Source organism: Pseudomonas putida (assembly GCF_002025705.1).
Classification (GTDB): Bacteria; Pseudomonadota; Gammaproteobacteria; order Pseudomonadales; family Pseudomonadaceae; genus Aquipseudomonas; species Aquipseudomonas putida_J.
This window is the reverse complement of sequence record NZ_CP018846.1, coordinates 5,134,053-5,156,645: the sequence shown is the minus strand read 5'-3', so window position 1 is coordinate 5,156,645 and position 22,593 is coordinate 5,134,053. Positions and strand designations below refer to the sequence as shown.

Annotated in this window: 18 protein-coding genes; 5 read left to right on the top strand and 13 right to left on the bottom strand. The window is 64.3% G+C overall.

Features of this window, described 5'->3' with window-relative positions; translation table 11 throughout:
• Positions 1-87: 87 nt before the first annotated feature.
• From cobG to cobJ, 4 genes are read left to right on the top strand one after another with little or no spacing between them, the layout of a single operon-like run.
• Entirely contained in the window at positions 88-1,419 is a 1,332-nt protein-coding gene (gene cobG, locus BUQ73_RS23405; RefSeq protein ID WP_079229869.1) for a precorrin-3B synthase, read from the top strand.
• Positions 1,412-2,038: a precorrin-8X methylmutase gene (locus BUQ73_RS23400; RefSeq protein WP_079229868.1), complete on the top strand. Its 627-nt coding sequence runs from the start codon at positions 1,412-1,414 to the stop codon at positions 2,036-2,038. Before cobG ends, BUQ73_RS23400 begins: the two co-directional genes overlap by 8 nt.
• On the top strand, positions 2,035-2,769 hold the full coding sequence (locus BUQ73_RS23395) for a precorrin-2 C(20)-methyltransferase (RefSeq protein WP_192858671.1): 735 nt from the start codon (positions 2,035-2,037) through the stop codon (positions 2,767-2,769). Before BUQ73_RS23400 ends, BUQ73_RS23395 begins: the two co-directional genes overlap by 4 nt.
• On the top strand, positions 2,757-4,463 hold the full coding sequence (gene cobJ / locus BUQ73_RS23390; protein ID WP_079229867.1) for a precorrin-3B C(17)-methyltransferase: 1,707 nt from the start codon (positions 2,757-2,759) through the stop codon (positions 4,461-4,463). The genes BUQ73_RS23395 and cobJ overlap by 13 nt, the downstream gene beginning before the upstream one ends.
• Positions 4,464-4,472: 9 nt before the next feature.
• Here the strand turns inward: cobJ and BUQ73_RS23385 are convergent, their stop codons facing one another.
• The 8 genes from BUQ73_RS23385 to prmA all read right to left on the bottom strand — a co-directional run bounded on the left by BUQ73_RS23385 (position 4,473) and on the right by prmA (position 15,100).
• Positions 4,473-5,069 (bottom strand): MarC family protein, encoded by a 597-nt coding sequence (locus BUQ73_RS23385; RefSeq protein WP_079229866.1) that lies wholly within the window; start codon positions 5,067-5,069, stop codon positions 4,473-4,475.
• A gap of 163 nt (positions 5,070-5,232) precedes the next feature.
• Positions 5,233-8,004, bottom strand: coding sequence for a hybrid sensor histidine kinase/response regulator (locus BUQ73_RS23380; RefSeq protein ID WP_079229865.1), 2,772 nt, complete (start codon positions 8,002-8,004; stop codon positions 5,233-5,235).
• A 144-nt stretch (positions 8,005-8,148) separates the two neighbouring features.
• Positions 8,149-9,444: a phosphoribosylamine--glycine ligase gene (gene purD / locus BUQ73_RS23375; RefSeq protein ID WP_079229864.1), complete on the bottom strand. Its 1,296-nt coding sequence runs from the start codon at positions 9,442-9,444 to the stop codon at positions 8,149-8,151.
• A 188-nt stretch (positions 9,445-9,632) separates the two neighbouring features.
• On the bottom strand, positions 9,633-11,240 hold the full coding sequence (gene purH / locus BUQ73_RS23370; RefSeq protein WP_027920810.1) for a bifunctional phosphoribosylaminoimidazolecarboxamide formyltransferase/IMP cyclohydrolase: 1,608 nt from the start codon (positions 11,238-11,240) through the stop codon (positions 9,633-9,635).
• Between the two features lie 80 nt (positions 11,241-11,320).
• Complete coding sequence (gene fis / locus BUQ73_RS23365; RefSeq protein WP_008093076.1) at positions 11,321-11,641, bottom strand: DNA-binding transcriptional regulator Fis; 321 nt, start codon at positions 11,639-11,641, stop codon at positions 11,321-11,323.
• Positions 11,638-12,651: a tRNA dihydrouridine synthase DusB gene (gene dusB / locus BUQ73_RS23360; protein WP_027920811.1), complete on the bottom strand. Its 1,014-nt coding sequence runs from the start codon at positions 12,649-12,651 to the stop codon at positions 11,638-11,640. The genes fis and dusB overlap by 4 nt, the downstream gene beginning before the upstream one ends.
• A 208-nt stretch (positions 12,652-12,859) precedes the next feature.
• Positions 12,860-14,179 (bottom strand): DUF3426 domain-containing protein, encoded by a 1,320-nt coding sequence (locus BUQ73_RS23355; RefSeq protein WP_079229863.1) that lies wholly within the window; start codon positions 14,177-14,179, stop codon positions 12,860-12,862.
• 42 nt (positions 14,180-14,221) lie between these two features.
• Positions 14,222-15,100, bottom strand: coding sequence for a 50S ribosomal protein L11 methyltransferase (gene prmA / locus BUQ73_RS23350; protein ID WP_027920813.1), 879 nt, complete (start codon positions 15,098-15,100; stop codon positions 14,222-14,224).
• Positions 15,101-15,309: 209 nt separating this feature from the next.
• On the opposite strand from prmA, the gene BUQ73_RS23345 reads away from it, so the two are divergent.
• On the top strand, positions 15,310-15,807 hold the full coding sequence (locus BUQ73_RS23345) for a hypothetical protein (protein ID WP_079229862.1): 498 nt from the start codon (positions 15,310-15,312) through the stop codon (positions 15,805-15,807).
• Between the two features lie 84 nt (positions 15,808-15,891).
• Here BUQ73_RS23345 and accC read toward each other — a convergent pair whose 3' ends face one another.
• The 5 genes from accC to BUQ73_RS23320 all read right to left on the bottom strand — a co-directional run bounded on the left by accC (position 15,892) and on the right by BUQ73_RS23320 (position 22,315).
• Positions 15,892-17,247 (bottom strand): acetyl-CoA carboxylase biotin carboxylase subunit, encoded by a 1,356-nt coding sequence (accC, locus tag BUQ73_RS23340; RefSeq protein ID WP_079229861.1) that lies wholly within the window; start codon positions 17,245-17,247, stop codon positions 15,892-15,894.
• Positions 17,248-17,264: 17 nt separating this feature from the next.
• Positions 17,265-17,726: an acetyl-CoA carboxylase biotin carboxyl carrier protein gene (accB, locus tag BUQ73_RS23335; protein WP_079229860.1), complete on the bottom strand. Its 462-nt coding sequence runs from the start codon at positions 17,724-17,726 to the stop codon at positions 17,265-17,267.
• A 100-nt stretch (positions 17,727-17,826) separates the two neighbouring features.
• A complete protein-coding gene (gene aroQ / locus BUQ73_RS23330) occupies positions 17,827-18,279 on the bottom strand; it encodes a type II 3-dehydroquinate dehydratase (protein WP_027920816.1) in 453 nt (150 codons plus the stop codon).
• A gap of 179 nt (positions 18,280-18,458) precedes the next feature.
• Complete coding sequence (locus BUQ73_RS23325; RefSeq protein WP_079229859.1) at positions 18,459-20,240, bottom strand: protein-disulfide reductase DsbD; 1,782 nt, start codon at positions 20,238-20,240, stop codon at positions 18,459-18,461.
• Positions 20,241-20,467: 227 nt separating this feature from the next.
• A complete protein-coding gene (locus tag BUQ73_RS23320; protein WP_416171836.1) occupies positions 20,468-22,315 on the bottom strand; it encodes a methyl-accepting chemotaxis protein in 1,848 nt (615 codons plus the stop codon).
• Between the last annotated feature and the right edge of the window lie 278 nt (positions 22,316-22,593).

Here is a 22,593-nt window from a genome sequence, read left to right as displayed (position 1 = left end):
TGTTGATGCTCGACCACCGGCTTTTCATGCCGCCGGACAAAGCAGGCATAATACCGCGCCTTCTACACTCAAGCGCATTTTCAGCGATTGCCGGACGCCCCTTTGACGCCAGCCAACACACCCGTAGCCTCACCCCGTCCCTCGGCCTGCCCGGGGTTGTGGCGCATCGTCCGCGCCCTTGACGGCGGCATCTGCCGTATCAAGCTGCCCGGCGGCCTGCTGCTGGCCGACCAGGCCGAGGCGGTGGCGGCGGCAGCCGAGCGCTTCGCCGGCGGAGTGATCGAGGCCACCAACCGCGGCAACCTGCAGATCCGTGGCATCGGCAGCGATCATGCCGGGCTGGTCGAAAGCCTGTTGGCTGCAGGCCTCGGGCCACGTGATGCGGCCAGTGATGATGTGCGCAACCTGATGCTCAGCCCGCTGGCCGGGCATGACCCGGCCATGCTGCTGGATGTACGCCCGTTGGCCGGGCAAATCCTCGACCTGCTGCAAGGCACGCCGCGCTTCCATCAGCTGTCGGCCAAGTTCGCCGTGCAACTGGACGGTGGTGAAGGCGTGGCGATGCTCGAGCACCCCCACGACCTGTGGCTCTCGGCACTGCGCCTGGAGCAGCGCGAATGGCTGGCATTCGGCCTGGCCAGCTGCCCTGCCGACGACCAGGTACTGGGTGCAGTGCCGCTGGAGCAAGGGCTGGCGCTGGTGCGCGCGGTGCTTGATCGTTTCCTCGATCTGGCCAGCCCGGAGCAGTCGCGCATGCGCCAGCTGCTGCAAGATTGCCCGGCCGATACGTTTATCAACGGCCTCGGCTTGCAGGTCCGCCGCGATGCGGCCGTGCTCGAATGGCAGCGCGAAGACAGCCAAAGCCCATGGCTGGGTGCCGTGACGCAACAGCAGGGCCTGGCGTTGGGCGTAGCGCCACCGCTGGGCCGGCTGTCGCCCGCCATGTTGCGTGGGGCTGCCCGGGTGGCCCGGCAATGGGGTGACGGCAGCCTGCGCCTGAGCCCGTGGCAAAGCCTGATGCTGACCAACATCGCCGCTGCCGGCCTCGAACAGGCCCGTGTCGAGCTATCGGCTCTGGGCCTGCTCTGCCAGCCTGCCGAGCCATTGGCGCGCATGGTCGCCTGCACCGGCAGCAGTGGCTGCGCCAAGGGCCAGGCCGAGACCAAGGCCGATGCCGTCGAGCTGGCAGCGCTGCTGGGCAGCGGCGCGCCTGCCAGCGTGCACCTGTCCGGCTGCCCGCGTTCCTGTGCCGTGGCCCATGTTGCCCCGGCCACTTTGCTGGCCCGTTCACCGGGCCGCTATGACCTCTATTTGCGTGACGCGCACCTGCCGGGCCTGGGTGCCCTGCGCGGCACCGACCTTACCTTGAATGAAGCAGGCGCCATGCTCGCCCTGCCGACGGAGCACCTTGATGATTGACTACATCCGCGATGGTCAGGAGATCTATCGCAATTCCTTCCGGATCATCCGCGAGGAAGCCCGCCTCGAGCGGATTCCCGCAGACCTGGAAAAGCTCGCCGTGCGCGTGATTCATGCCTGCGGCATGGTCGAGGCCATCGACGGTCTGCAGTTTTCCGCAGGTGCCGGCCGTGCCGGTCGTGAAGCCTTGGCCAATGGCGCGCCGATCCTCTGCGATGCACACATGGTTGCCGAAGGCATCACCCGTGCGCGCCTGCCCGCCAATAACCAGGTGATCTGCACCCTGCGCGACCCGAGCGTGCCGGGCCTGGCCAAGGACGCCGGCAACACACGCTCGGCCGTGGCCCTGGAGCTGTGGCGCCCGTACCTGGAAGGCAGCGTGGTAGTGATCGGCAATGCCCCGACCGCGCTGTTCTACTTGCTGGAGATGATCGATGCCGGTGCACCTAAACCTGCGCTGATTCTCGGTTTCCCGGTCGGCTTTGTCGGCGCTGCCGAGTCCAAGGCGATGCTGGCCGCCGACAGCCGCGGCGTACCGTTCGTGATCATGCAGGGCCGCCTGGGCGGTAGCGCGATGGCCGCTGCCGCGGTCAACGCCCTGGCCACGGAGGTGGAATGATGGCGCCGCGCGGACGTCTGCTAGGCCTGGGCGTAGGCCCCGGCGACCCTGAACTGATCACCGTCAAGGCGCTGCGCCTGCTGCGCGAGTCGCCCGTGGTGGCGTATTTCGTGGCCAAGGGCAAGCGCGGCAACGCCTTCGGTATCATCGAGGCGCACCTGCAGGCCGAGCAGACCCTGTTACCGCTGGTGTACCCGGTGACCACCGAGGTGCTGCCCGCGCCATTGTCCTACGAGCAGGTGATCAGCGATTTCTACGATGAGGCTGCCGTGCAGGTGGCCGAGCATCTGGATGCCGGTCGCGATGTGGCCGTGATCTGCGAAGGTGACCCGTTCTTCTACGGGTCGTACATGTACCTGCACGACCGCCTCGCCCAGCAGCATGAAGCCGAAGTGGTCCCGGGCGTCTGCTCGATGCTCGGCGGCGCCTCGGTATTGGGTGCGCCGCTGGTGTATCGCAACCAGAGCCTGTCGGTGCTGTCGGGCGTGCTGCCTGCCGAAGAGCTCAAGCGCCGCCTGGCAGATGCCGATGCGGCGGTGATCATGAAGCTTGGCCGCAACTTCCCCAAGGTACGCCAGGTGCTGGGCGAGCTGGGCCTGGACGGGCGCGCGCTGTATGTCGAGCGGGCGACCATGGCCAACCAGAAGATCGTGCCGCTGGATCAGGTAGACCCGCAGTCGTCGCCGTACTTCTCGCTGATCATCGTGCCGGGGGAAAAATGGCAGGGTTGAACAGTCAACAGGCACCGGCCATCGTCATTCTTGGGGCCGGCAGCCTGGCCACGGCGCAGCGTATACAGCAGCGTTATCCACAGGCGACGATTCATGGCCTGCGTGGCCGGGTCGAGGGCGCCGATCAGTATTACGACGGCTTCGGCGATACCCTGCGATCGCTGTACCAGCAGGCCACGCCGATCATCGCGCTGTGCGCCGCCGGTATCGTCATTCGCAGCCTGGCCAGCCTGCTCGATGAGAAAGGTGCAGAGCCGCCCGTACTGGCCGTGGCCGAGGACGGTAGCGCGGTGGTGCCGCTGTTGGGTGGCCTGAGCGGGGTCAACGTCATGGCGCGCGAACTCGGCGAGGCGCTGGGTGTGGCTGCAGCGATCACCACCAGTGGTGAACTGCGCTTCGGCACCTGCCTGCTCAACCCGCCAGAAGGCTATGCCCTGGCGGACCTGGAGCAGGGCAAGCGTTTTGTCTCCGATCTACTGGCCGGTGAAAGCGTGCGTATCGAGGGTGACGCGCCTTGGCTTGAGCAGGTTCAACTGCCGGCCAGTGACGCAGCCAGGCGTACCATCCATGTCGGCTGTGACGCACGCGAGGCCAGCCGTGATGAGCTGTTGATCCACCCGCGTTCCGTGGTGGTGGCTCTGGCTGCAGGCGGCCCCGGGCTGGCCGAGCAGGTGCGTGGCGCCTTGCGTGAGGCCGGCATTGCCGAGCCCTCGCTGGCTTGCCTGCTGGTCGCCGATCAGGCAATGGCCGAGCCGTCCTTGCACGAGGCCGCCGCGGAGCTGGGCGTTGTGCTGCGCTTCGCGGCAATGCACGGCACGCTGGCCAGCATGGTGGCCGAGGCTTTGCCCGAAGCTCGCCTGATCGAGCAGCCGGGCCTGGTCATCGCATCGGCCGCAGTGCCGGTCGACACGGCTCGCCTGGGTCGCAAGCGTGGCCGCCTGGCGGTGATCGGCCTGGGGCCTGGTGCTGCCGAGCTGATGGTGCCGGCGGTAAAAGCCGAGCTGGCGCGTGCCGAGGACATTCTCGGCTACGAGACCTACGTGCGCATGGCGGGGCCATTCCGTGACGATCAGGTGCAGCACTGCACCGACAACCGTGAAGAGATGCAGCGTGCCCGGCATGCCTTCGAGCTGGCAGCTCAGGGCCGTTCGGTGGTGGTGGTGTCTTCGGGCGACCCGGGAGTATTCGCCATGGCGGCGGCGGTGCTCGAAGCCCTGCATGGGGCAAGCGACCCCGCGTGGCACCGCGTCGACCTTGAAATCCTGCCGGGCGTCTCGGCTTCGCTGGCGACCGCCGCGCAAGCCGGTGCGCCGTTGGGGCATGACTTCTGCGTGATGTCGCTGTCGGACAACCTCAAGCCGTGGTCGATCATCGAGAAACGCCTGGACCTGGCAGCCCAGGCCGACCTGGTGTTGGCCTTCTACAATCCGATCTCCAAGTCCAGGCCACACCAGCTGGGCACGGCACTGGAGGTCGTGCGCCGGCACCGGGATGGGCAGACGCCGGTGGTACTGGGGCGCGACATCGGCCGGCCGGGGCAGACGCTGAGGGTAGTGACCCTGGCCGAGCTGACGCCGGAGATGGTCGACATGCGCACGATGGTGCTGGTCGGTTCGTCCACGACCTGCACCTTCGACCGTGCCAATGGCGAGCAATGGGTCTACACCCCGCGCTGGTACCCGGTCGCGCCTTGAGCTCAGGGGCTAGCTGACCAGGTAGCCCTTGATCCCGGTGAAGATGATCTGCGCCGCCAGGGCGCAGACGAACAGCCCCATCAGACGGCTGACGATCTGCAGGCCCTGGTCACCGAGCAGTTTCTCGATGCCGTGCGAAAGGTAGAGCACCAGGCCTACGGTGAAGCTGGCCAGCGCGATGCTGACGATGGCCAGCAGCTTGTCGTCCCAGTGTGGCTGGCCCACGCCCATCACCAGCAGTGCACCGATGGTGCCGGGGCCCACGGTGAGCGGAATGGTCAGCGGCACGATGGTCACGTCCTGCTGTACGTTGTCGGCCTGCACGGCCGGTTTGCCCTGGGCCATGCCCAACGCCGAGATGAACAGCACGCTGCCGGCACCGATACGGAAGGCGTCGGCGGTGATGCCGAAGATGCCGAAGATCACCCGCCCGAACAGATAGAGTAGCACGCTGGCCACCAGGGCGGCGAAGGCGACCTTCCAAGCCAGTTGTTTGCGCTCTTTGCTGGAGTGACCGCGCGTCAGGCTGATAAAGCACGACAGCACGAAGAACGGGCTGTAGAGCACCAGCATCTTCAGGTACACACTGAACAACTCATGGAGCATGGGATGATCCTTGAGGGATAAGGGTGGTGTGTAGGAGCGGCCTTGTGTCGCGAAAGGGCCGCAGAGCGGCCCCGGCAATTTCGGCAGCGAAGCTGAAAACCTGGGGCCGCTACGCGCCCCTTTCGCGACACAAGGCCGCTCCTACACTGAGCGACCGGTTTGGTTACGAGGTGTGCGCAGGGTCTGCCTTGGCTTCGCGTTGGTTGGCCCAGTACTGGATCAACTCGCGCAACTGCGACAGCTCCACCGGCTTGGCCATGTGCCCGTCCATGCCGGCCAGCCGCGCGCGTTCCTTGTGCTCTGCCAGTATATGCGCGGTGAGCGCCACCACCGGGGTGCGTTGGCGCTGGTTGCTGGTTTCCCAGGCACGCAGCTGCTGGGTCGCGGAGAATCCGTCCAGCACCGGCATTTCGCAGTCCATCAGCACCAGGTCGTAACGCTGCGCCTTCATCGCCTGCAAGGCCTCCTCGCCGTTGCTGGCGGTATCGGGCTCCAGGTTGAGCTTGCCAAGCATGCCGCGGATGACCTTGGTCGAGATGCTGTTGTCTTCGGCCACCAGTACGCGGAAGTCGTTCGGCAGCTCAAGCACACCAGGTGCGCCGGGCAGCGGTGCCGGGACGGCCTGCTCGCGGCCGCGCTGGGCCAGTTCTTCGGCCAGGGTGGTCTTCAGCGTATAGCCGGCCACCGGCTTGGCGAGAATGCGCTTGACCCCGGCGTTGCGCGCGATGACCTTGCTGGGCGCGTTGCTGATGCCGGTGAGCATCACCACCAGGATGTCGTGGTTCAGGCTCGGGTCTTCCTTGATCTTGGCCGCCAGCTGCATCCCGGTCATGCCGGGCATGTTCTGGTCCAGCAACACGGCGTCGAAGTAGTCGCGCAGGTGTGCCTTGGTGCGCAGCAGGGCCAGCGCTTCCTTGCCGGACGGCACTGCACTGACATTCATGCCCCAGGCGCTGCACTGCTGTACCAGCACCTTGCGACAGGTGTCGTTGTCGTCCACCACCAGCACCCGGGCGTCGCGCAGTGGGCCGTCGAGGTCTGCCGGTGGCTGCTCAAGGCGTGACGGGTCGAGCGGCAAGGTCAGCCACAGGGTATTGCCCATGCTGGTACTGCTCTTGATGCCGAACTCACCTTGCATCAGGCCGATCAGCTGTTTGGCGATGACCAGCCCGAGGTGGCCACCGAGCTTGTTGCTGGAGAGGAAGTGGTGGCTATGCAGTTCGGCCTGCAGCAGGGCTTCGCGCTCGGCAGCTGGCAGCGGCTCGCCACTGTCCTGCACGGCAATGCGCAGGCGTGGGATCTCGCCGCGCTGGTCCAGTGCCACCACCAGCAGGATCTCGCCCTGCGAGGTGTTCTTCAGGGCGTTTTCCAGCAGGCTCGACAGCGCCTGGCGCAGGCGCGTCGGGTCGCCACTGATGACCCGTGGTACCTGCGGCTGGGTGAAGCTGATCAGCTCGATGTTCTGCTGCTCGGCCTTGGCGCGGAAAATGTTCAGGCAGTCTTCGATCAGGGCGTTGAGGTCGAACTGCACGTCATCCAGTTCGATCTGCCGGGATTCGAGCTTGGAGATGTCGAGAATCTCGTTGATCAGTGTCAGCAGCTCGTTGCCGGCGCTGTGGATGGTCTGTACGTAGTCGCGTTGCTTGACCGACAGCGGAGTGCCGAGCAGCAGTTCGGTCATGCCTAGCACACCGTTCATGGGAGTGCGGATTTCGTGGCTGATCTTCGCCAGGAACTCCGCCTTGGCGTTGATCTCGGCATCGCTGGCAGCCAGGGCACGGCTGGCGCTGAAGCGTTCTTCGCTCATGCGCCGCAGGCGTTCACTGACGGCCAGGTTGAGCAGCAGGCCACTGGCCACCGTCAGGCCCAGAAGGATGCACAGCAGCCAGGGTGTCGAGGCACGAGTCAGGCCGAGCAGGGCGGGCAGCAGCACCAGGCCGCCAAGGTTGAACACCAGCATGGCGATGGTGAACAGCCGCGCAGGCGCATAGCCCTTGTACCAGTGGTAGCTGCTGGCCAGCAGCATGCTCACGCTGCCGATGGCCAGCAGGGCATAGGTCATCAGGTTGAGTGGCAGGGTGTCGACGAACAGCAGGATCAGCCCGCTGACCGCCGCGACCAGCATCTCGCCCTGCAGCATGCGGTTGAGCCGCGGTGAGTTGCAGGGTGAGAAGAAATGCTGGGTGAAATACAGCCCTGACAGCCCTGCCAGCACCAGGGTCAGGTAGGCGGCCGGGGTTTGTGCACTGTGCCACAGGTGCCACCAAGGGCCGCTGAGGTTGAGCAGGATCAGGCCGCTGAGCATCATCAGGCCGTGATACAGGGCCAGATACAAGGTGGTGCTGGAGCGGGTGTAGAGGAAGCGGATCAGGTTGTGCAGGATGAGCATCACCAGGCCGCCGAACAGCATGCCGAACAGCAATGGCTGGCTATGGTCGGACGCGGCTACCGCTGCGGACTCCAGGCTGATGGCCGGGCGCAGTTGGTGCTCCGAGACCAGGCGCAGGTAGATGTCCAGTGGATGCTGGCTGTTGGGCAAGGGTAAAACGTGGTCGCTGCCGCGCAGGGTCGGGCTGGCGTTGCCGGCCTGGCGCCCATGGTGCAGTTGGCGCAGCAGCCTGTCGCCATCCAGGGCATAGAGGTCGAGGCGGGACAGGTCGGGGGCGAAGATGCGCAGCAGTTGCTCCTGATCGCCCGGTTCCAGGCGGTAGTGCAACCACAGGGCCTGTTCGGCCGGTGCGGCATCGAGCTCGGCAAGGGTGGTTGGGCTGAACTGGCTGCGATAGCGGTCGGAGCGCACGTCGCTCAATTGCAGGTTGGCCTGTTCATCGAGCAGAACGGACCAGCCTCCGCCTTGTTCGGCCGAAGCGGGGAACAGGCAGAGCAAAGTCAGCAAGCTGACGATCAGAGCTGTGGCAATCCGAAGCCGACGCACTACGAGATCCCTTCCTAGCCGATGTGCCAGATACTAACTATGCGCGGCGCGCCAAGCCGAAGGCAAGGCCCCAGAGGGCCCTGTCGACGAGCCGGATACCGCAGACGCAAAGTGCCTTGGCGTGCTGCGGTAACCCGGTACAACTTACTGCTGGTGTTCACCGCGCTCGCGGGCAATGGCCCGGTAGCCGATGTCGGTGCGGTAGAAGCTGCCGTTCCAGCTCACTTCCTTGGCCAGGCGGTAAGCCTGTTGCTGGGCATCGGCAACGCTTGCACCCATGGCGGTGGCGCAGAGTACGCGGCCGCCGTTGGTGACGACCTGGCCGTCTTTGAGCGAAGTGCCGGCATGGAACACCTTGCCTTCGATCTTGGCCGCAGCTTCCAGGCCATTGATGACGTCACCTTTGGCGTAGTCGCCCGGATAACCGCCGGCAGCCAGCACCACGCCCAGGCTCGGACGCGGGTCCCACTGCGCTTCGACCTTGTCCAGGGCCTTGGCGAAGGCGGCTTCCACCAGCAGCACCAGGCTCGACTCCAGGCGCAGCATGACTGGCTGGGTTTCAGGGTCGCCGAAGCGGCAGTTGAACTCGATGACCTTAGGGTTGCCCGCCTTGTCGATCATCAGGCCGGCATACAGGAAACCGGTGTAGACGTTGCCTTCTTCGGCCATGCCACGCACGGTCGGCCAGATCACCTGGTCCATCACGCGCTGGTGAACGTCCGGGGTGACCACCGGGGCTGGCGAGTAGGCGCCCATGCCGCCAGTGTTCGGGCCGGTATCCTGGTCGCCGACGCGCTTGTGGTCCTGGCTGGTTGCCATTGGCAGCACGTTGTGGCCGTCGACCATGACGATGAAGCTGGCTTCCTCGCCGTCGAGGAACTCTTCGATGACCACGCGCGAACCGGCTTCGCCGAAGGCATTGCCAGCGAGCATGTCACGCACGGCGTCTTCGGCTTCCTGCAGGGTCATGGCGACGATCACGCCCTTGCCCGCAGCCAGGCCATCGGCCTTGATCACGATCGGTGCGCCTTTTTCCTGCAGGTAGGCCAGGGCCGGCTCGATCTCGGTGAAATTCTGGTAGTCGGCAGTCGGGATCTTGTGACGCGCCAGGAAGTCCTTGGTGAAGGCCTTGGAGCCTTCCAGCTGTGCTGCGCCCTTGGTTGGGCCGAAGCAGTCCAGACCGCGGCTGCGGAACAGGTCGACCACGCCGATCACCAGGGGGGCTTCAGGCCCGACGATGGTCAGGTCGACGTTCTTTTCGGCGAAGTCGGCCAGTTGCTCCAGGGCGCAGACGTCGATGGCGACGTTCTCGCACTTGGCTTCGATGGCGGTGCCGGCGTTGCCCGGGGCAACGAAGACTTTCTCGACGCGTGGGTCCTGGGCGACTTTCCAGGCCAGGGCGTGCTCACGGCCGCCGCTGCCGATGATCAAAACTTTCATGTCAAAACCTCGAATTCTGTTTGGCGCCGATCCCGTTTTCGTGTGGGAGCGGCCTTGTGTCGCGAAAGGGCCGCAAAGCGGCCCCGGCAATTTCTGCTGCGAAGCTGAAAATCTGGGGCTGCTGCGCAGCCCTTTCGCGACGCAAGGCCGCTCCCACAAACAAGGCCGGGGATCGACCCGGCATCTGATTAGTGGCGGAAGTGGCGCATGCCGGTGAAGACCATGGCGATGCCGGCTTCGTCGGCAGCAGCGATGACTTCGGCGTCACGCATCGAACCACCCGGCTGGATCACGGCGCTGATACCCACTTTAGCTGCATTGTCGATGCCATCACGGAACGGGAAGAACGCGTCCGACGCCATGACCGCACCCTGCACTTGCAGGCCGGCATGCTCGGCCTTGATCGCGGCGATGCGGGCGGAGTTGACGCGGCTCATCTGGCCGGCGCCGACGCCGATGGTCTGGCGCTGCTTGGCGTAGACGATGGCGTTGGACTTGACGAACTTGGCCACTTTCCAGGCAAACACCAGGTCGTGGATTTCTTGCTCGGTCGGGGCACGCTTGGTGACGATCTTCAGGTCATCGGCGGTGATCATGCCGATATCGCGGCTCTGCACCAGCAGGCCACCGTTGACGCGCTTGAAGTCCCAACCGGCAGCGCGCTCGGCTGGCCACTCGCCGCACTCCAGCAGACGCACGTTCTGCTTGGCCGCCACCACGTCGCGGGCAGCCTGGGAGATTTTCGGCGCGATGATCACTTCGACGAACTGGCGGTCGACGATGGCCTGGGCGGTTTCGCCGTCCAGTTCGCGGTTGAAGGCGATGATGCCGCCGAACGCCGACTCGGTGTCGGTGGCGTAGGCCAGGTCGTAGGCCTTGCGGATGCCGCCTTCGTCCTCAGGCACAACGGCGACGCCGCACGGGTTGGCGTGCTTGACGATGACGCAGGCCGGCTTGACGAAGCTCTTCACGCACTCCAGCGCGGCGTCGGTGTCGGCCACGTTGTTGAACGACAGTTCCTTGCCTTGCAGCTGGACAGCGGTGGAAATGCTGGCTTCGCCTTTCTTCGCTTCAACGTAGAACGCCGCGCTCTGGTGCGGATTCTCGCCGTAGCGCATTTCCTGGGCCTTGACGAACTGGCTGTTGAAGGTGCGCGGGAATTCGCTGCGTGCGGAGGTCGAAAGGGTCTCTTTGGCCTGGTCGATGGTGCCCATGTAGTTGGCGATCATGCCGTCGTAGGCAGCAGTGTGCTCGAACGCCTTGAGCATCAGGTCGAAGCGCTGGGCGTAGGTCAGGCCACCGGCCTTCAGGCCTTCCAGCACGCCGGCGTAGTCGCTGGCGTTGACCACGATGGCGACATCCTTGTGGTTCTTGGCAGCCGAACGGACCATGGTCGGGCCGCCGATGTCGATGTTCTCGATGGCGGTCGGCAGGTCACAGCCCGGCTTGGAAATGGTGGCTTCGAACGGGTACAGGTTGACTGCAACCAGGTCGATCGGCTTGATGCCGTGCTCGTTCATGATGGCGTCGTCGGTGCCGCGACGGCCGAGGATGCCACCGTGGATCTTCGGGTGCAGGGTCTTGACCCGGCCATCCATCATTTCAGCGAAGCCAGTGTAGTCGGCCACTTCCACCGCGTTCACACCGTTGTCCTTGAGCAGCTTGTAGGTGCCGCCGGTGGACAGGATCTCGACACCGAGCTGTTGCAGCTCACGGGCGAATTCGAGGATACCGGTCTTGTCGGAGACGCTGATCAGGGCGCGGCGGACTGGCAGGCGGGTAGTCTGGTCGGTCATTTCGGGTTCCAATAACGCGGTGGAGTCAGCAAAAAAGGCGTCTCTTCGCAGAGGCCGCCTTTTCTGATTGGGATTCTGGCTTACAACAAGTCGTACTGCTTGAGCTTCTTGCGCAGGGTGCCACGGTTGAGCCCGAGCATCTCGCTGGCCTTGGTCTGGTTGCCCTTCACGTAGTTCATCACGCTTTCGAGCAGGGGCGCCTCGACTTCGGAGAGCACCAGGTTGTACACGTCGGTGACGGTCGCGCCTTCCAGGTGTGCGAAGTAGTTGTGCAGCGCCTTCTCGACGCTGTCGCGAAGGGTCTGGCCCTCTTCGCTCGGCGTGTTGAGGTGCTGTTTGAGGTTGGCGTTGTCGCTCACGGGCGTTGTTCCACTCACTAATGTCTCAGTCATCATCGTCATGCGGCCACCCCTTGTCCGTCCTCTGTCTCAAGGCTCTGTCGACGTTCGCTGAAGTACTCGCGAACGTTGGCGCACTGCGCTTGTGTGTCTTCCAAAGCGTTGAACCGGGAGCGAAACTCCTTGCCGCCGGGTCGTGTTGCCAGGTACCAGCCAACGTGCTTGCGGGCGATACGTACGCCCATCACATCGCCATAGAAGGCATGCAGCGCGGCCAGGTGCTCCAGCAGGATACGTTCCACTTCGTCCAACTGCGGGGCCGGCAAATGCTGGCCAGTCCCCAAAAAATGTTCGATCTCGCGAAAGATCCATGGCCGCCCCTGAGCAGCCCGGCCAATCAGCAAGCCGTCGACCCCGGTGGCATCCAGCACCGCCCGGGCCTTTTCTGGCGAAGTGATATCGCCATTGGCGAAAACCGGGATCGACACCGCCTGCTTGATGGCAGCGATGGTGTCGTATTCGGCTTCGCCGGTGTACAGGTCGGCGCGTGTACGGCCGTGCACCGCCAGCGCCTGGATGCCGGCCTGTTCGGCGATCTTCGCCACGTTCAGGCCGTTCTTGTTCGCCCGGTCCCAGCCGGTGCGGATTTTCAGCGTCACCGGTACATCCACCGCGCCGACCACGGCGTGGAGGATTTCGGCGACCAGAGCTTCATCTCTCAATAAAGCAGAGCCTGCAGCTTTGTTGCAGACTTTTTTTGCCGGGCAGCCCATGTTGATATCGATGATCTGGGCGCCTGCCTCGACGTTGGCCCGGGCTGCTGCTGCCATCATCTGCGCATCACCGCCGGCGATCTGCACCGAGCGCGGCTCGGGATCACCTTCATGGATGCGGCGCAGGCTGGACTTGCGGCTGTTCCACAGGCTCATGTCGCTGCTGACCATCTCCGACACCACCATGCCTGCGCCCAGGCGCTTGCAAAGTGTACGGAAAGGCTGGTCCGTGACCCCGGCCATGGGCGCGAGGATCAGGTTGTTGCGTAGTGTGTATGGGCCGATGCGTACCGCCGACATAGGTGTTCCCTGTTGTGGGGCCGAATCATTGGAGTCCGAAAAAGGGTTGGCATGATACCCGCTCTCGGTGACCGGATAAAGAAGGATTTGGATAAATTCTGTACAGCTGTCGGCTTATGCCGTTGAGCTGCAAGTCGCACGCTTCAAGCTGCAAGAGGGGGCAGGCCGGCTATCGGGTTCTTGCCGCCTGTAGCTTGCAGCTTGCAGCTCATTCGGGGGAGCGGAAACTCAAGCTGTAGTTCACGGCCTTCGGGCCTGGGTCGAGAATATCCAGGGCGATGTGGATCGGTGTCTGGCTGGGCATCTCACCGCGCCCGGCCAGTTCGCCCGACAGGTACTCGCTGGGTTTGAAGCGACGGCTGGCAATCAACTGGCCGTTGAGGTCGGCGAAACGCAGCTCCAGCAGCGGGAACGGCTGGGCGAACGGTGCGCGGTTGTAGATGATCGCATCGACGATCAGCGCACCTTTGAAATCCGGGTGGCTGCGCACGACCAGGTTGCTGCTCTTGATCCGGCCGATATCGACGCGGGTCGGAACTTCGCAGCCCAGCATCGGGCACAGTTGCAGGAAGATCGGCCGGTACTGGTCCTGGCGGGCCAGCTCGTCGAAATGGAACCACACGTACTGGAAGGCCAGCAGGCCGGCGGCCAGCAGGGTCAGGAAACCCCACAGCAGGCGCTTGCCCCAGTTGGGCTGCGGTTTCTCCCAACCCAGTTGCAGTGGGTCGTCAACCACGTCGACCAGCGGCTCCTTGCGCGACGGGCGCTCGGGCCTGGCGGCAAAGCCGGGCTCCAGGCGTTCGCCGGGCATTGGCTCGAGCGGGTCGTCGTCGCGGGCCGACAGATGGAGGTCGGTGTCGTCGTCATCACGGGCGCTGAGGCCCTTTTCGTGGATGACATCGTCATCGGGTTCGTCGAACCGCTGTGCAGGCTCTGGCTCGGCAGCACGTTGCGTGGGCGGTTCGTCGTCCAGATCGAGGTCGAGGTTGCCACCGAGGGTCGGCTCGGTACGATCACCAGGCTCGGGCTCCAGTGGCTGCTCGTCCAGCAGCACCGGCGCCGGTTCGTGGGCCGCAAGCGGCTCATGGCGGTCGTCGGTAGCGGTGCCGAACAGTTCGTCGCCAGCCTCATCGGCTGCCGGTTCGTCGCGGCGGGCCTGCAAGGCATCGGCCTTGGCGTCCGCGCGCGGTTCGCCAGGCTCGCCACGGCGTTCCAGACGGGCGAGTTCCTGGTCCAGGTCGAGCTCATCAAGCGCCTGTGCGGTAATGGCCCAGTCTTGTTCCTCGACCGGCGGAGGCTCGCTGGCGACCGGTTCTGGCGCCGCGACCGGTTCGACCACCGCAGGCGGTGGCGACGCAGGGGCGACGCTGGCTCCGGCACGGTTTTGCTCCAGCAACTGCTTGGCCGCATTGAACACCTGCAGGCAGTGCCCGCAGCGCACGACGCCGCGAGCCACGCTCAACTGGTGATGGGTGACGCGAAAGCTGGTCTGGCAATGCGGGCACTGGGTGACGAAACTGTCGGTCATGCGGCAATCCGGGAGCTGTGCAGAGAAGTATTCTAGGCCCGCTTAGCGGCGCCGACCACTGATGCGCACCCAGCCGTCGCGCACGACGATCGGGTCCAGGTCGAAGTCGGCAGCGTAGGCTGCGGCCACTTCCTCACCCTGTTCGGCGAGGATACCCGACAGCGCCAGCAGGCCGCCTGGGCGAACCAGGCCGGACAACTGCGGCGCCAGCGAAACCAGCGGGCCGGCGAGGATATTGGCGACCAGCACGTCGGCCTGCATGGCCGGCATGTGCTCGGGCAGGTACAGCGCCAGCTTGTCGTCGGCGATGCCGTTGCGCTGGGCGTTGTCACGCGAGGCCTCGATGGCCTGCACGTCGATGTCGGTACCCACGGCCTCGCGAGCGCCCAGCAGCAGGGCGGCGATGGCGAGAATGCCCGAGCCGCATCCGAAGTCCAGCACCTGGGTGCCTTGCAACTGCTGGCCGTCGAGCCATTCCAGGCACAGCGCGGTGGTCGGGTGGGTGCCGGTGCCGAAGGCCAGGCCCGGGTCGAGCAGCAGGTTGACTGCGTCCTTTTCCGGGGCATCGTGCCAGCTCGGCACGATCCACAGGCGCTGGCCGAAGCGCATCGGCTGGAAACCGTCCATCCAGCTGCGTTCCCAGTCCTGGTCCTCGATCACCTCGGCCTGGTGCTCGGGCAGTTCGGCGCCGGTCAGCAATTGCAGGTGGGCGAACACCGCTTCAGGCTCGGCGTCGGCTTCGAACAGTGCCAGCAAGTGAGTGTGCGACCACAGCGGGGTGGTGTTGAGGTCGGGTTCGAAGATCGGCTGGTCTTCGGCATCCATGAACGTGACCGATACGGCGCCTACTTCGAGCAGGGCGTCTTCGTAGGTTTCGGCTTGTTCCGGGCTGATGGCCAGGCGTACTTGCAGCCAAGGCATGGCGGGCACCTTTGGTAAATCTGACAGGGGCAGCCCGAGGCTGCGCGAAGGCTGGCAGTTTACGCGAGTGCGGGGGGTTTGTAGAGCAGGCCGGACAGGCAGTGGAGGATGATCAGCGCTTGCACAGGAACCCAAGCAGTATTTATCCCTTGTCGCGCGCTTGAGGGCACTAATTTGTAGCTCCTCTTCAATGACTCGGGTGTCTGGACATGAGCGAAAACGATGACTTGCAACAGCGACTGTTCCAATGGAGCGAGGCCTTCACTGCCAGCCTGCAGTCTCAGGCCACTTTTATGGACGTTCTAGACGAACACCTGGCGGTCGGGTTTCAAACGCTGATGGGGGCAGCCATTACACCTGGCCAGCTTGCCGTTATGCGAGGGGCTGCTCTAAACCGAGAAGATGAAGCCTGGCGGGCTGAAATCGCAATCGACCAGCATGACGTGGCCGAGATCGTTATAGAGAGTGTGCGCAGCCGGTTGCTGCATGCCTATGAAGATTATCTGCTGCGGCACTGGCAGGGCAGGCCGAAAGACCTTGTCGACGTATCGTCCTATGACAAACGTATTGCGCAATTACTGAACGCACATTTGCAGCAGCTCGGTGAGTTTCTGGACGCAAACACGGAGATTGATGTTTTTCTCGACCTGCAGGCCAAGTGGTGGAGGCAGCAGCCCATGGAGGTGCTTCCTACAAGCGAGCGCTGACGCTGCGAGGGTCGTGTGCCCGCCGTGAGGGCCAATAAAAACCCCGGCACTGGGCCGGGGTTTTCATGCATCACGCTAACGCGATCACTCCTGGTTGGCCAGTTTGTGCTCGAGGTAGTGGATGTTCACGCCGCCTTTGCAGAAACCTTCATCACGCACCAGGTCGCGGTGCAGCGGGATGTTGGTCTTGATGCCGTCGACGACGATCTCGTCCAGGGCATTGCGCATGCGCGCCATGGCTTCGTCGCGGTCCTTGCCGTAGGTGATCAGCTTGCCGATCAGCGAGTCATAGTTCGGCGGAACCGAATAGCCGCTGTACAGGTGCGAATCGACGCGTACGCCGTTGCCGCCCGGGGCGTGGAAGTGCTTGACCTTGCCTGGGCTCGGAATGAACTTCTTCGGGTCTTCGGCGTTGATCCGGCACTCCAGCGAGTGGCCACGGATGACCACGTCTTCCTGGCGGAACGACAGCTTGTTGCCAGCGGCGATGCTCAGCATCTCCTTGACGATGTCGATACCGGTGACCATCTCCGACACCGGGTGCTCAACCTGCACACGGGTGTTCATCTCGATGAAGTAGAAACGGCCGTTCTCGTACAGGAACTCGAAGGTGCCGGCACCGCGGTAGCCGATTTCGACGCACGCATCGACGCAACGCTTGAAGACTTCCTGGCGGGCCTTCTCGTCGATGCCTGGGGCCGGGGCTTCTTCCAGCACCTTCTGGTGACGGCGCTGCAGCGAGCAGTCGCGGTCGCCCAGGTGGATGGCGTTGCCCTGGCCGTCGGACAGCACCTGAACTTCCACGTGACGTGGGTTGGTCAGGAACTTTTCCAGGTAGACCATCGGGTTGCCGAAGGCAGCACCGGCTTCGGTACGGGTGAGCTTGGCCGAGGCGATCAGGTCCTCTTCCTTGTGCACCACGCGCATGCCGCGACCACCACCGCCACCGGCGGCCTTGATGATCACCGGGTAGCCGACGTCACGGGCGATCGCCAGGGCGACCTCTTCGTCTTCCGGCAGCGGGCCATCGGAGCCCGGTACGGTTGGAACGCCCGACTTGATCATCGCGTCCTTGGCCGAAACCTTGTCGCCCATCAGGCGAATGGTGTCGGCTTTCGGGCCGATGAAGGCAAAACCGGACTTCTCTACCTGCTCGGCGAAATCGGCGTTTTCCGCGAGGAAGCCGTAGCCCGGGTGGATCGCGGTGGCGCCGGTAACTTCGGCGGCAGCGATGATCGCCGGGATGTGCAGGTAGGAATCCTTGGACGATGCAGGGCCGATGCAGACCGACTCGTCTGCCAGGCCCAGGTGCATCAGTTCACGGTCGGCGGTGGAGTGCACCGCGACGGTCTTGATGCCCAGCTCTTTGCAGGCACGCAGGATCCGCAGGGCAATTTCCCCACGGTTGGCGATCAGGACTTTTTCGAGCTTCCCAGACATCGTTGGCTCTCCGCGATTCAAACGATGGTGAACAGCGGCTGGTCGAACTCAACCGGCTGGCCGTCTTCCACCAGGATGGCGTCGATGACACCGCCGACATCGGCTTCGATGTGGTTCATCATCTTCATGGCTTCGACGATGCACAGGGTGTCGCCTTTCTTCACGGACTGACCGACTTCAGCGAAGTTCGGCGAGGTCGGCGAAGGCTTGCGGTAGAAAGTACCGACCATCGGCGAACGGATCACGGTGCCTTTCAGGGCTGGTGCAGCAGCAGCGGCTTCGGCGGCTGGAGCAGCGGCGGCAACTGGAGCTGCGACAGGCGCGGCAGCCATTGGCGCAGGTGCGTAGAACTGCTGGGCAGCCGGGGTCTTGCTGTGGCGGCTGATACGGACCGACTCTTCGCCTTCCTTGATCTCCAGCTCGTCGATGCCAGACTCTTCCAGCAGCTCGATCAGTTTCTTGACTTTACGGATATCCATTAATCATCAACTCCCAAAGGTTCGGTCAGGGGGCGAAATTTAAAAACGTATCTGAACGTTTCTCTCTAACCCCGGCCCACTGAGGCCAGGGTTTTCGTTATCAGGGCTGTGCGTTGGCAGCCAGTTGTTCCAGTGCAGACTCCAGAGCCAGGCGATAACCGCTGGCGCCCAGGCCGCAGATCACTCCTACGGCAACATCGGAAAAGTAGGAGTGGTGACGGAACGGTTCGCGTTTGTGCACGTTGGACAGGTGCACTTCGATGAATGGGATGCTCACCGCGAGCAATGCGTCACGTAATGCGACGCTTGTGTGGGTGAAAGCAGCCGGATTGATCAGGATGAAGTCCACACCCTCGTTGCGTGCAGCGTGAATACGTTCGATCAGTTCGTACTCGGCATTGCTCTGCAGGTACTGCAGATGGTGGCCAGCGGCGCGGGCACGCTGCTCCAGGTCCTGGTTGATCTGGGCCAGGGTCACGGCGCCGTAGTGGCCCGGTTCGCGAGTCCCGAGCAGGTTCAGGTTGGGGCCGTGAAGCACCAGTAGGGTTGCCATCTGCGGTTTCCTTGGATTTGTAGGGCAATTCGACACAGCGCGGCGAGTGTGCCGCAAAGCGACGGCAAGTGTCCAGTTCCCGGCAATAGCCAGCACGTTGCCCGAGGTTCGCGCGAAGTATGTGACCAAATAATTAAATCTGGTCACTCATTTGGAGAAAATTCCCCGCACGCGGGAAGTTATAGACCGAGTTTGCTGCGCACGCGCGTCAGAATCTGTGCAAATTCCCCGGCGTTTATCTCGCCAATCACCCGATCGGTGGTCATTTCGCTGCCGTTCGCCGCAAAGAACAGCAGTGCTGGCGGCCCGAACAACTGATAGCGGTCGAGCAGGGTGCGTTGTTCGGCGCTGCTCTCGGTGATGTCGAAACGCAGCAACTTGAAGGCGCTCAACTGGCCCTGTACCTGCGGTGCATTGAGCACCTCGTGCTCGATCACCTTGCAACTGATGCACCAGTCGGCGTACCAGTCCAGCAGCACCGGTTGGCCGGCGGCCTTGGCGTCGGCCAGGGCAGCATCCAGCGCGGCCGGTGTGGTCACGGTTTGCCAGGCGCTTGATGTTGCCGCCGTCTGGCTGCTGGCGCTTGCCACTACGGGGGCTGGCAATGGGCGCAGCGGATCACCCTGGCCATTCAGGGCGCCATACCAGCAGGCCAGGGCATAAACCAGCAAAGCCAGGCCCAGCAGTTGCGCCAGCCGTTGGCGCGGTGTTTTGACCACGAACTCCAGGGCACCGAGGAACAGGGCCACGCCAGCAGCCAGGAAGCCGACCAGCAACAAGGTTGCCGGCCCCGGTAGCACACGGCTGAGCAGGCCGATGGCCAAGCCCAGCAGCAACACGCCGATGGCGTTTTTCACGGTGTTCAGCCAAGGGCCGCTTTTCGGCAACCAGGTTGCGCCCCCCGTGGCAATCAACAGCAAGGGTGCACCCATGCCCAGGCCCAGGGCGAACAGCTTGAGCGCGCCGCCCACGGCATCGCCGCTGGCGCTGATATAAAGCAAGGCACCGGCCAGCGGCGCTGACACGCAGGGCGAGACCAGCAGGCTGGAGAGTACGCCGAGCACCGCCGCACCGAGCAGCGAGCCGCCCCTGGTGTGGTTGGCGACGTTGTTCAGGCGGTTGCTCAGGGCTTGTGGCAGCTTGAGTTCGAACAGGCCGAACATGGCCAGGGCGAACACCACGAAGAACAGCGCGAACGGCACCAGCACCCAGGCCGACTGCAGGCGTGCCTGCAGGTTCAGGCCGGCGCCGAACAGGCCCATCAGCGCGCCGAGCACGGCGAAGCTGGCGGCCATCGGCAGCACATAGGCCAGTGACAGGGCCAGGCCGCGCAGGCCGCCAACCTGGCCACGCAGGACCACTCCGGAGAGGATTGGCAGCATCGGCAGTACGCAGGGGGTGAAGGTCAGGCCGACTCCTGCGAGGAAGAACAGCAGCAGCGACTTCCAGTTCCAGCCCTGCTCACTGCCTGCCGGCAAGGCAATGCCTGCGGCGGCACCTTCGCCATCGATACTCAGTCGCTCGGTTTCGGGCGGGTAGCAAAGCCCCTTGTCGGCGCAGCCCTGGTAGCCCACCAGCAGGGTGAAGGCGCGGGCGTCTGTGCGTGGGATCTCGATGTCGAGCACACCGTGGTACACCTCGACGTCACCGAAGAACTCGTCGTGCTTGGCTTCACCCTTGGGAATGTTCGGCGTGCCCAGGGCAATGTCTGCCGGTTCCGTGCGGAAGTGGAAGCGGTGGCGGTACAGGTAGTAACCATCTGTGGCAACGAAGCGCAGCTTGAGCGTTTGCGCATCCGCCTGCACCAGGCTGAGCTTGAAGGCTTCGTGCACCGGCAGGAAATCGGCATTGTTGGACAGCGAAGCGGCGCCGAGGGTGGCGCTGGGGCGGTTGTCGAGCAGGCCCGAGGCGAAGGCAGGGCTGGCCAGCAGCAGGAACAGCAGGAAAAACAGGCGGCGCATGGCGGACTCGCGAGGTGGAACGTGCCCGCATGATAACGGAGTTGGCGCAGGTTGAAAGGGATGGCGACGCAAGGCTTCTTGCAACTTTGAAACATGCACCGTACCTGTGGGAGCGGCCTTGTGTCGCGAAAGGGCCGCAACGCGGCCCCAGCAATTTCAATTGTGATGCACAAATCCTGGGGGCGCTATGCACCCCTTTCGCGACACAAGGCCGCTCCCACAGCTTGCTAGACCCTGAAAGCCCGCACCGCCTTGCTCAGCTCTCCGCCCAGGCTCAGCAGTTGCTCACCCTGCTCACGCCCTTCACCAATGCGTTGCAGGTTGTCTTCGCCCAACTCGTGAATCCGCTCGCTGTGGTCCCGAATCTCGCTCACCGCACCACTCTGCTGCGCGGTGACATCGGCAATGCGCACTGCCGTATCGGCAATCGTGCGGATCGCGCTGACGATCTCATCCAGCGCGCCATCGGCGGCCTGGGCCTGGTCGGCAGTGGCTTCGGCATGTTCGAGCTGGGTGCGCATCCCTGCCACCGACTCCCGCGCCGCCTGCTGCAGGCGGTCGATCAGGGCCTGGATCTCACCGGTTGCCCCGGTGGTGCGCTGTGCCAGTGAGCGCACCTCATCGGCCACCACCGCAAAGCCACGGCCCATCTCACCCGCGCGGGCCGCTTCGATGGCAGCATTCAATGCCAGCAGGTTGGTCTGTTCGGCGATCGAACGGATCACCGTCAGCACGCCGCCAATGGTGGCCGACTCTTCGGCCAGCTGTTCGATCATCCGCGCGTTGCCCTGCACCTCGTCGACCAGCGCACGCAGCCCCGACAAGCTCTGGCCGATCACCGTCTGGCCCTGTTCCACCGCACGCCCGGCATCACGGCTGGCATCGGCGGCGGAGCTGGCGTCGCCGGCCACTTGCTGGATGGTCGCCTCCAGCTCGCCGAGCGCATCGCGAATCTGCCCGGTATCACCGGCCTGGCGCTCGGCGCCGTCATGCAGGGCGGCGCTCATGCCGGCCAGGGCGTGGCTGCTGCCGGCAACCTGCTCGGCGTTATGGCGAATGGTGCCGACCAGTTCCACCAGGTACTGGCGCAAGCGGTTGAGCGATTCCTGGATGTCGTGCAGCTCGCGATTGGTCTTGCCCAGCGCAATGGGTGCGGCGAAGTCGCCTTCGGCCCAGCGCGACAGGGCTGGGGCCAGGCTGGTCAGTGTTCGGGCCAGGCGCCGTTGCAAGGTGTCGATGAGCAGGGCGATCAGCAGGATCAGACCGATCATCAACCCCTGCATGATGCGTACTTCGCCGGCAATCTTCGCGTGCTGGCCGCGCACTTCCGGCTCCAGGCCGGCGATGGCCTGTTGCACGGCTTCCAGCCGCTGGTTGGTGCTGGCGGCCAGGGCCGTGCGCCGTTCAATCTGCTCGCGGGTGCGCTGCAGTTCGGCTGGGTAGCGGTTGAGCAGGCTTTGCAGCTCGCGCTTGAGGCCGACTGCCACGTCTTCCTGTTGCTCGCTGGCCTGGGATTCCAGGCCCATCATGGCGGCGAAGTCGTCGGCGTTGGATTCGGCGGCACGGGTGACGCCCAGCAGCGGCAGGCCATCGATGACCTGGGCCTGGGTGCGGATCAGTTGCAGCTCGCGCTCGACTTCGTCGGCCAGTTCGGCGCGGCCGCTGCTGACCAGTTTGTCCCGGGCCAGCGACAGGCGGCCCAGGTGCACGCTGGCGTCGAGCAGTGGCAGCAGGTAACGGCCGGCTTCGCTACTGCCGCTGTCGCGGGCATAGGCGGCCAGCTGTTCGAAGTTGGCCCCCAGCTCGCGTTCGGCCTGCAGCAGCAGGGCATGTGGGTCGCCGGCCAGCTTGCCAGCGGCGAGCAGTTCGTTGGCGGTGAAGGCCTGCAGGGTGTCGAGGCTCGGGCGCAGTTTGCCGGCGAGCGCTGGTGGCCAGTCGGTCAGTGAGGCTTCGAGCTGCTTGTTGGCCTCAACGGCAGCGGCGTGGCGCAGGGCGTCGCCACTGTCCAGATATGCCTGGATGTTGCGCGCTGTCTGGTTCTGGAACTGCTGCGACAGGCCCAGGTAGCGCTCCATCAGCTGATAGGGCCGCTCCAGGGCGCGTTGCGACCACCACAAGGTCGCAGCCAGGGCGATACACACGGTTACCAGTAAGAGGGTGTTGAAATTGGTCAGCCACTTCAGGCGCATAGCCGCGAACTTCCTGCGGGGGAGTGGAGGTAGGTGGCTGAAGTTATTGCGGTTTCATGACCGGGTGATGACGACATGGGGCTGGCGCCAAAAAAAGTGGCACTGTGCCGCTATCCCTTTTTCCTGTGCTGACTCTTTCGCGGGTAAACCCGCTCCCACAGGGA

Bases quoted from the DNA above. Each gene is read 5' to 3' on its own strand.
- BUQ73_RS23400 (WP_079229868.1), top strand. From the start codon at position 1,412: ATGATTGACTACATCCGCGATGGTCAGGAGATCTATCGCAATTCCTTC.
- BUQ73_RS23395 (WP_192858671.1), top strand. From the start codon at position 2,035: ATGATGGCGCCGCGCGGACGTCTGCTAGGCCTGGGCGTAGGCCCCGGC.
- cobJ (WP_079229867.1), top strand. From the start codon at position 2,757: ATGGCAGGGTTGAACAGTCAACAGGCACCGGCCATCGTCATTCTTGGG.
- BUQ73_RS23385 (WP_079229866.1), bottom strand. From the start codon at position 5,069: ATGCTCCATGAGTTGTTCAGTGTGTACCTGAAGATGCTGGTGCTCTAC.
- purD (WP_079229864.1), bottom strand. From the start codon at position 9,444: ATGAAAGTTTTGATCATCGGCAGCGGCGGCCGTGAGCACGCCCTGGCC.
- purH (WP_027920810.1), bottom strand. From the start codon at position 11,240: ATGACCGACCAGACTACCCGCCTGCCAGTCCGCCGCGCCCTGATCAGC.
- fis (WP_008093076.1), bottom strand. From the start codon at position 11,641: ATGACGATGATGACTGAGACATTAGTGAGTGGAACAACGCCCGTGAGC.
- dusB (WP_027920811.1), bottom strand. From the start codon at position 12,651: ATGTCGGCGGTACGCATCGGCCCATACACACTACGCAACAACCTGATC.
- BUQ73_RS23355 (WP_079229863.1), bottom strand. From the start codon at position 14,179: ATGACCGACAGTTTCGTCACCCAGTGCCCGCATTGCCAGACCAGCTTT.
- prmA (WP_027920813.1), bottom strand. From the start codon at position 15,100: ATGCCTTGGCTGCAAGTACGCCTGGCCATCAGCCCGGAACAAGCCGAA.
- BUQ73_RS23345 (WP_079229862.1), top strand. From the start codon at position 15,310: ATGAGCGAAAACGATGACTTGCAACAGCGACTGTTCCAATGGAGCGAG.
- accC (WP_079229861.1), bottom strand. From the start codon at position 17,247: ATGTCTGGGAAGCTCGAAAAAGTCCTGATCGCCAACCGTGGGGAAATT.
- accB (WP_079229860.1), bottom strand. From the start codon at position 17,726: ATGGATATCCGTAAAGTCAAGAAACTGATCGAGCTGCTGGAAGAGTCT.
- aroQ (WP_027920816.1), bottom strand. From the start codon at position 18,279: ATGGCAACCCTACTGGTGCTTCACGGCCCCAACCTGAACCTGCTCGGG.
- BUQ73_RS23325 (WP_079229859.1), bottom strand. From the start codon at position 20,240: ATGCGCCGCCTGTTTTTCCTGCTGTTCCTGCTGCTGGCCAGCCCTGCC.
- BUQ73_RS23320 (WP_416171836.1), bottom strand. From the start codon at position 22,315: ATGGAGCGCTACCTGGGCCTGTCGCAGCAGTTCCAGAACCAGACAGCG.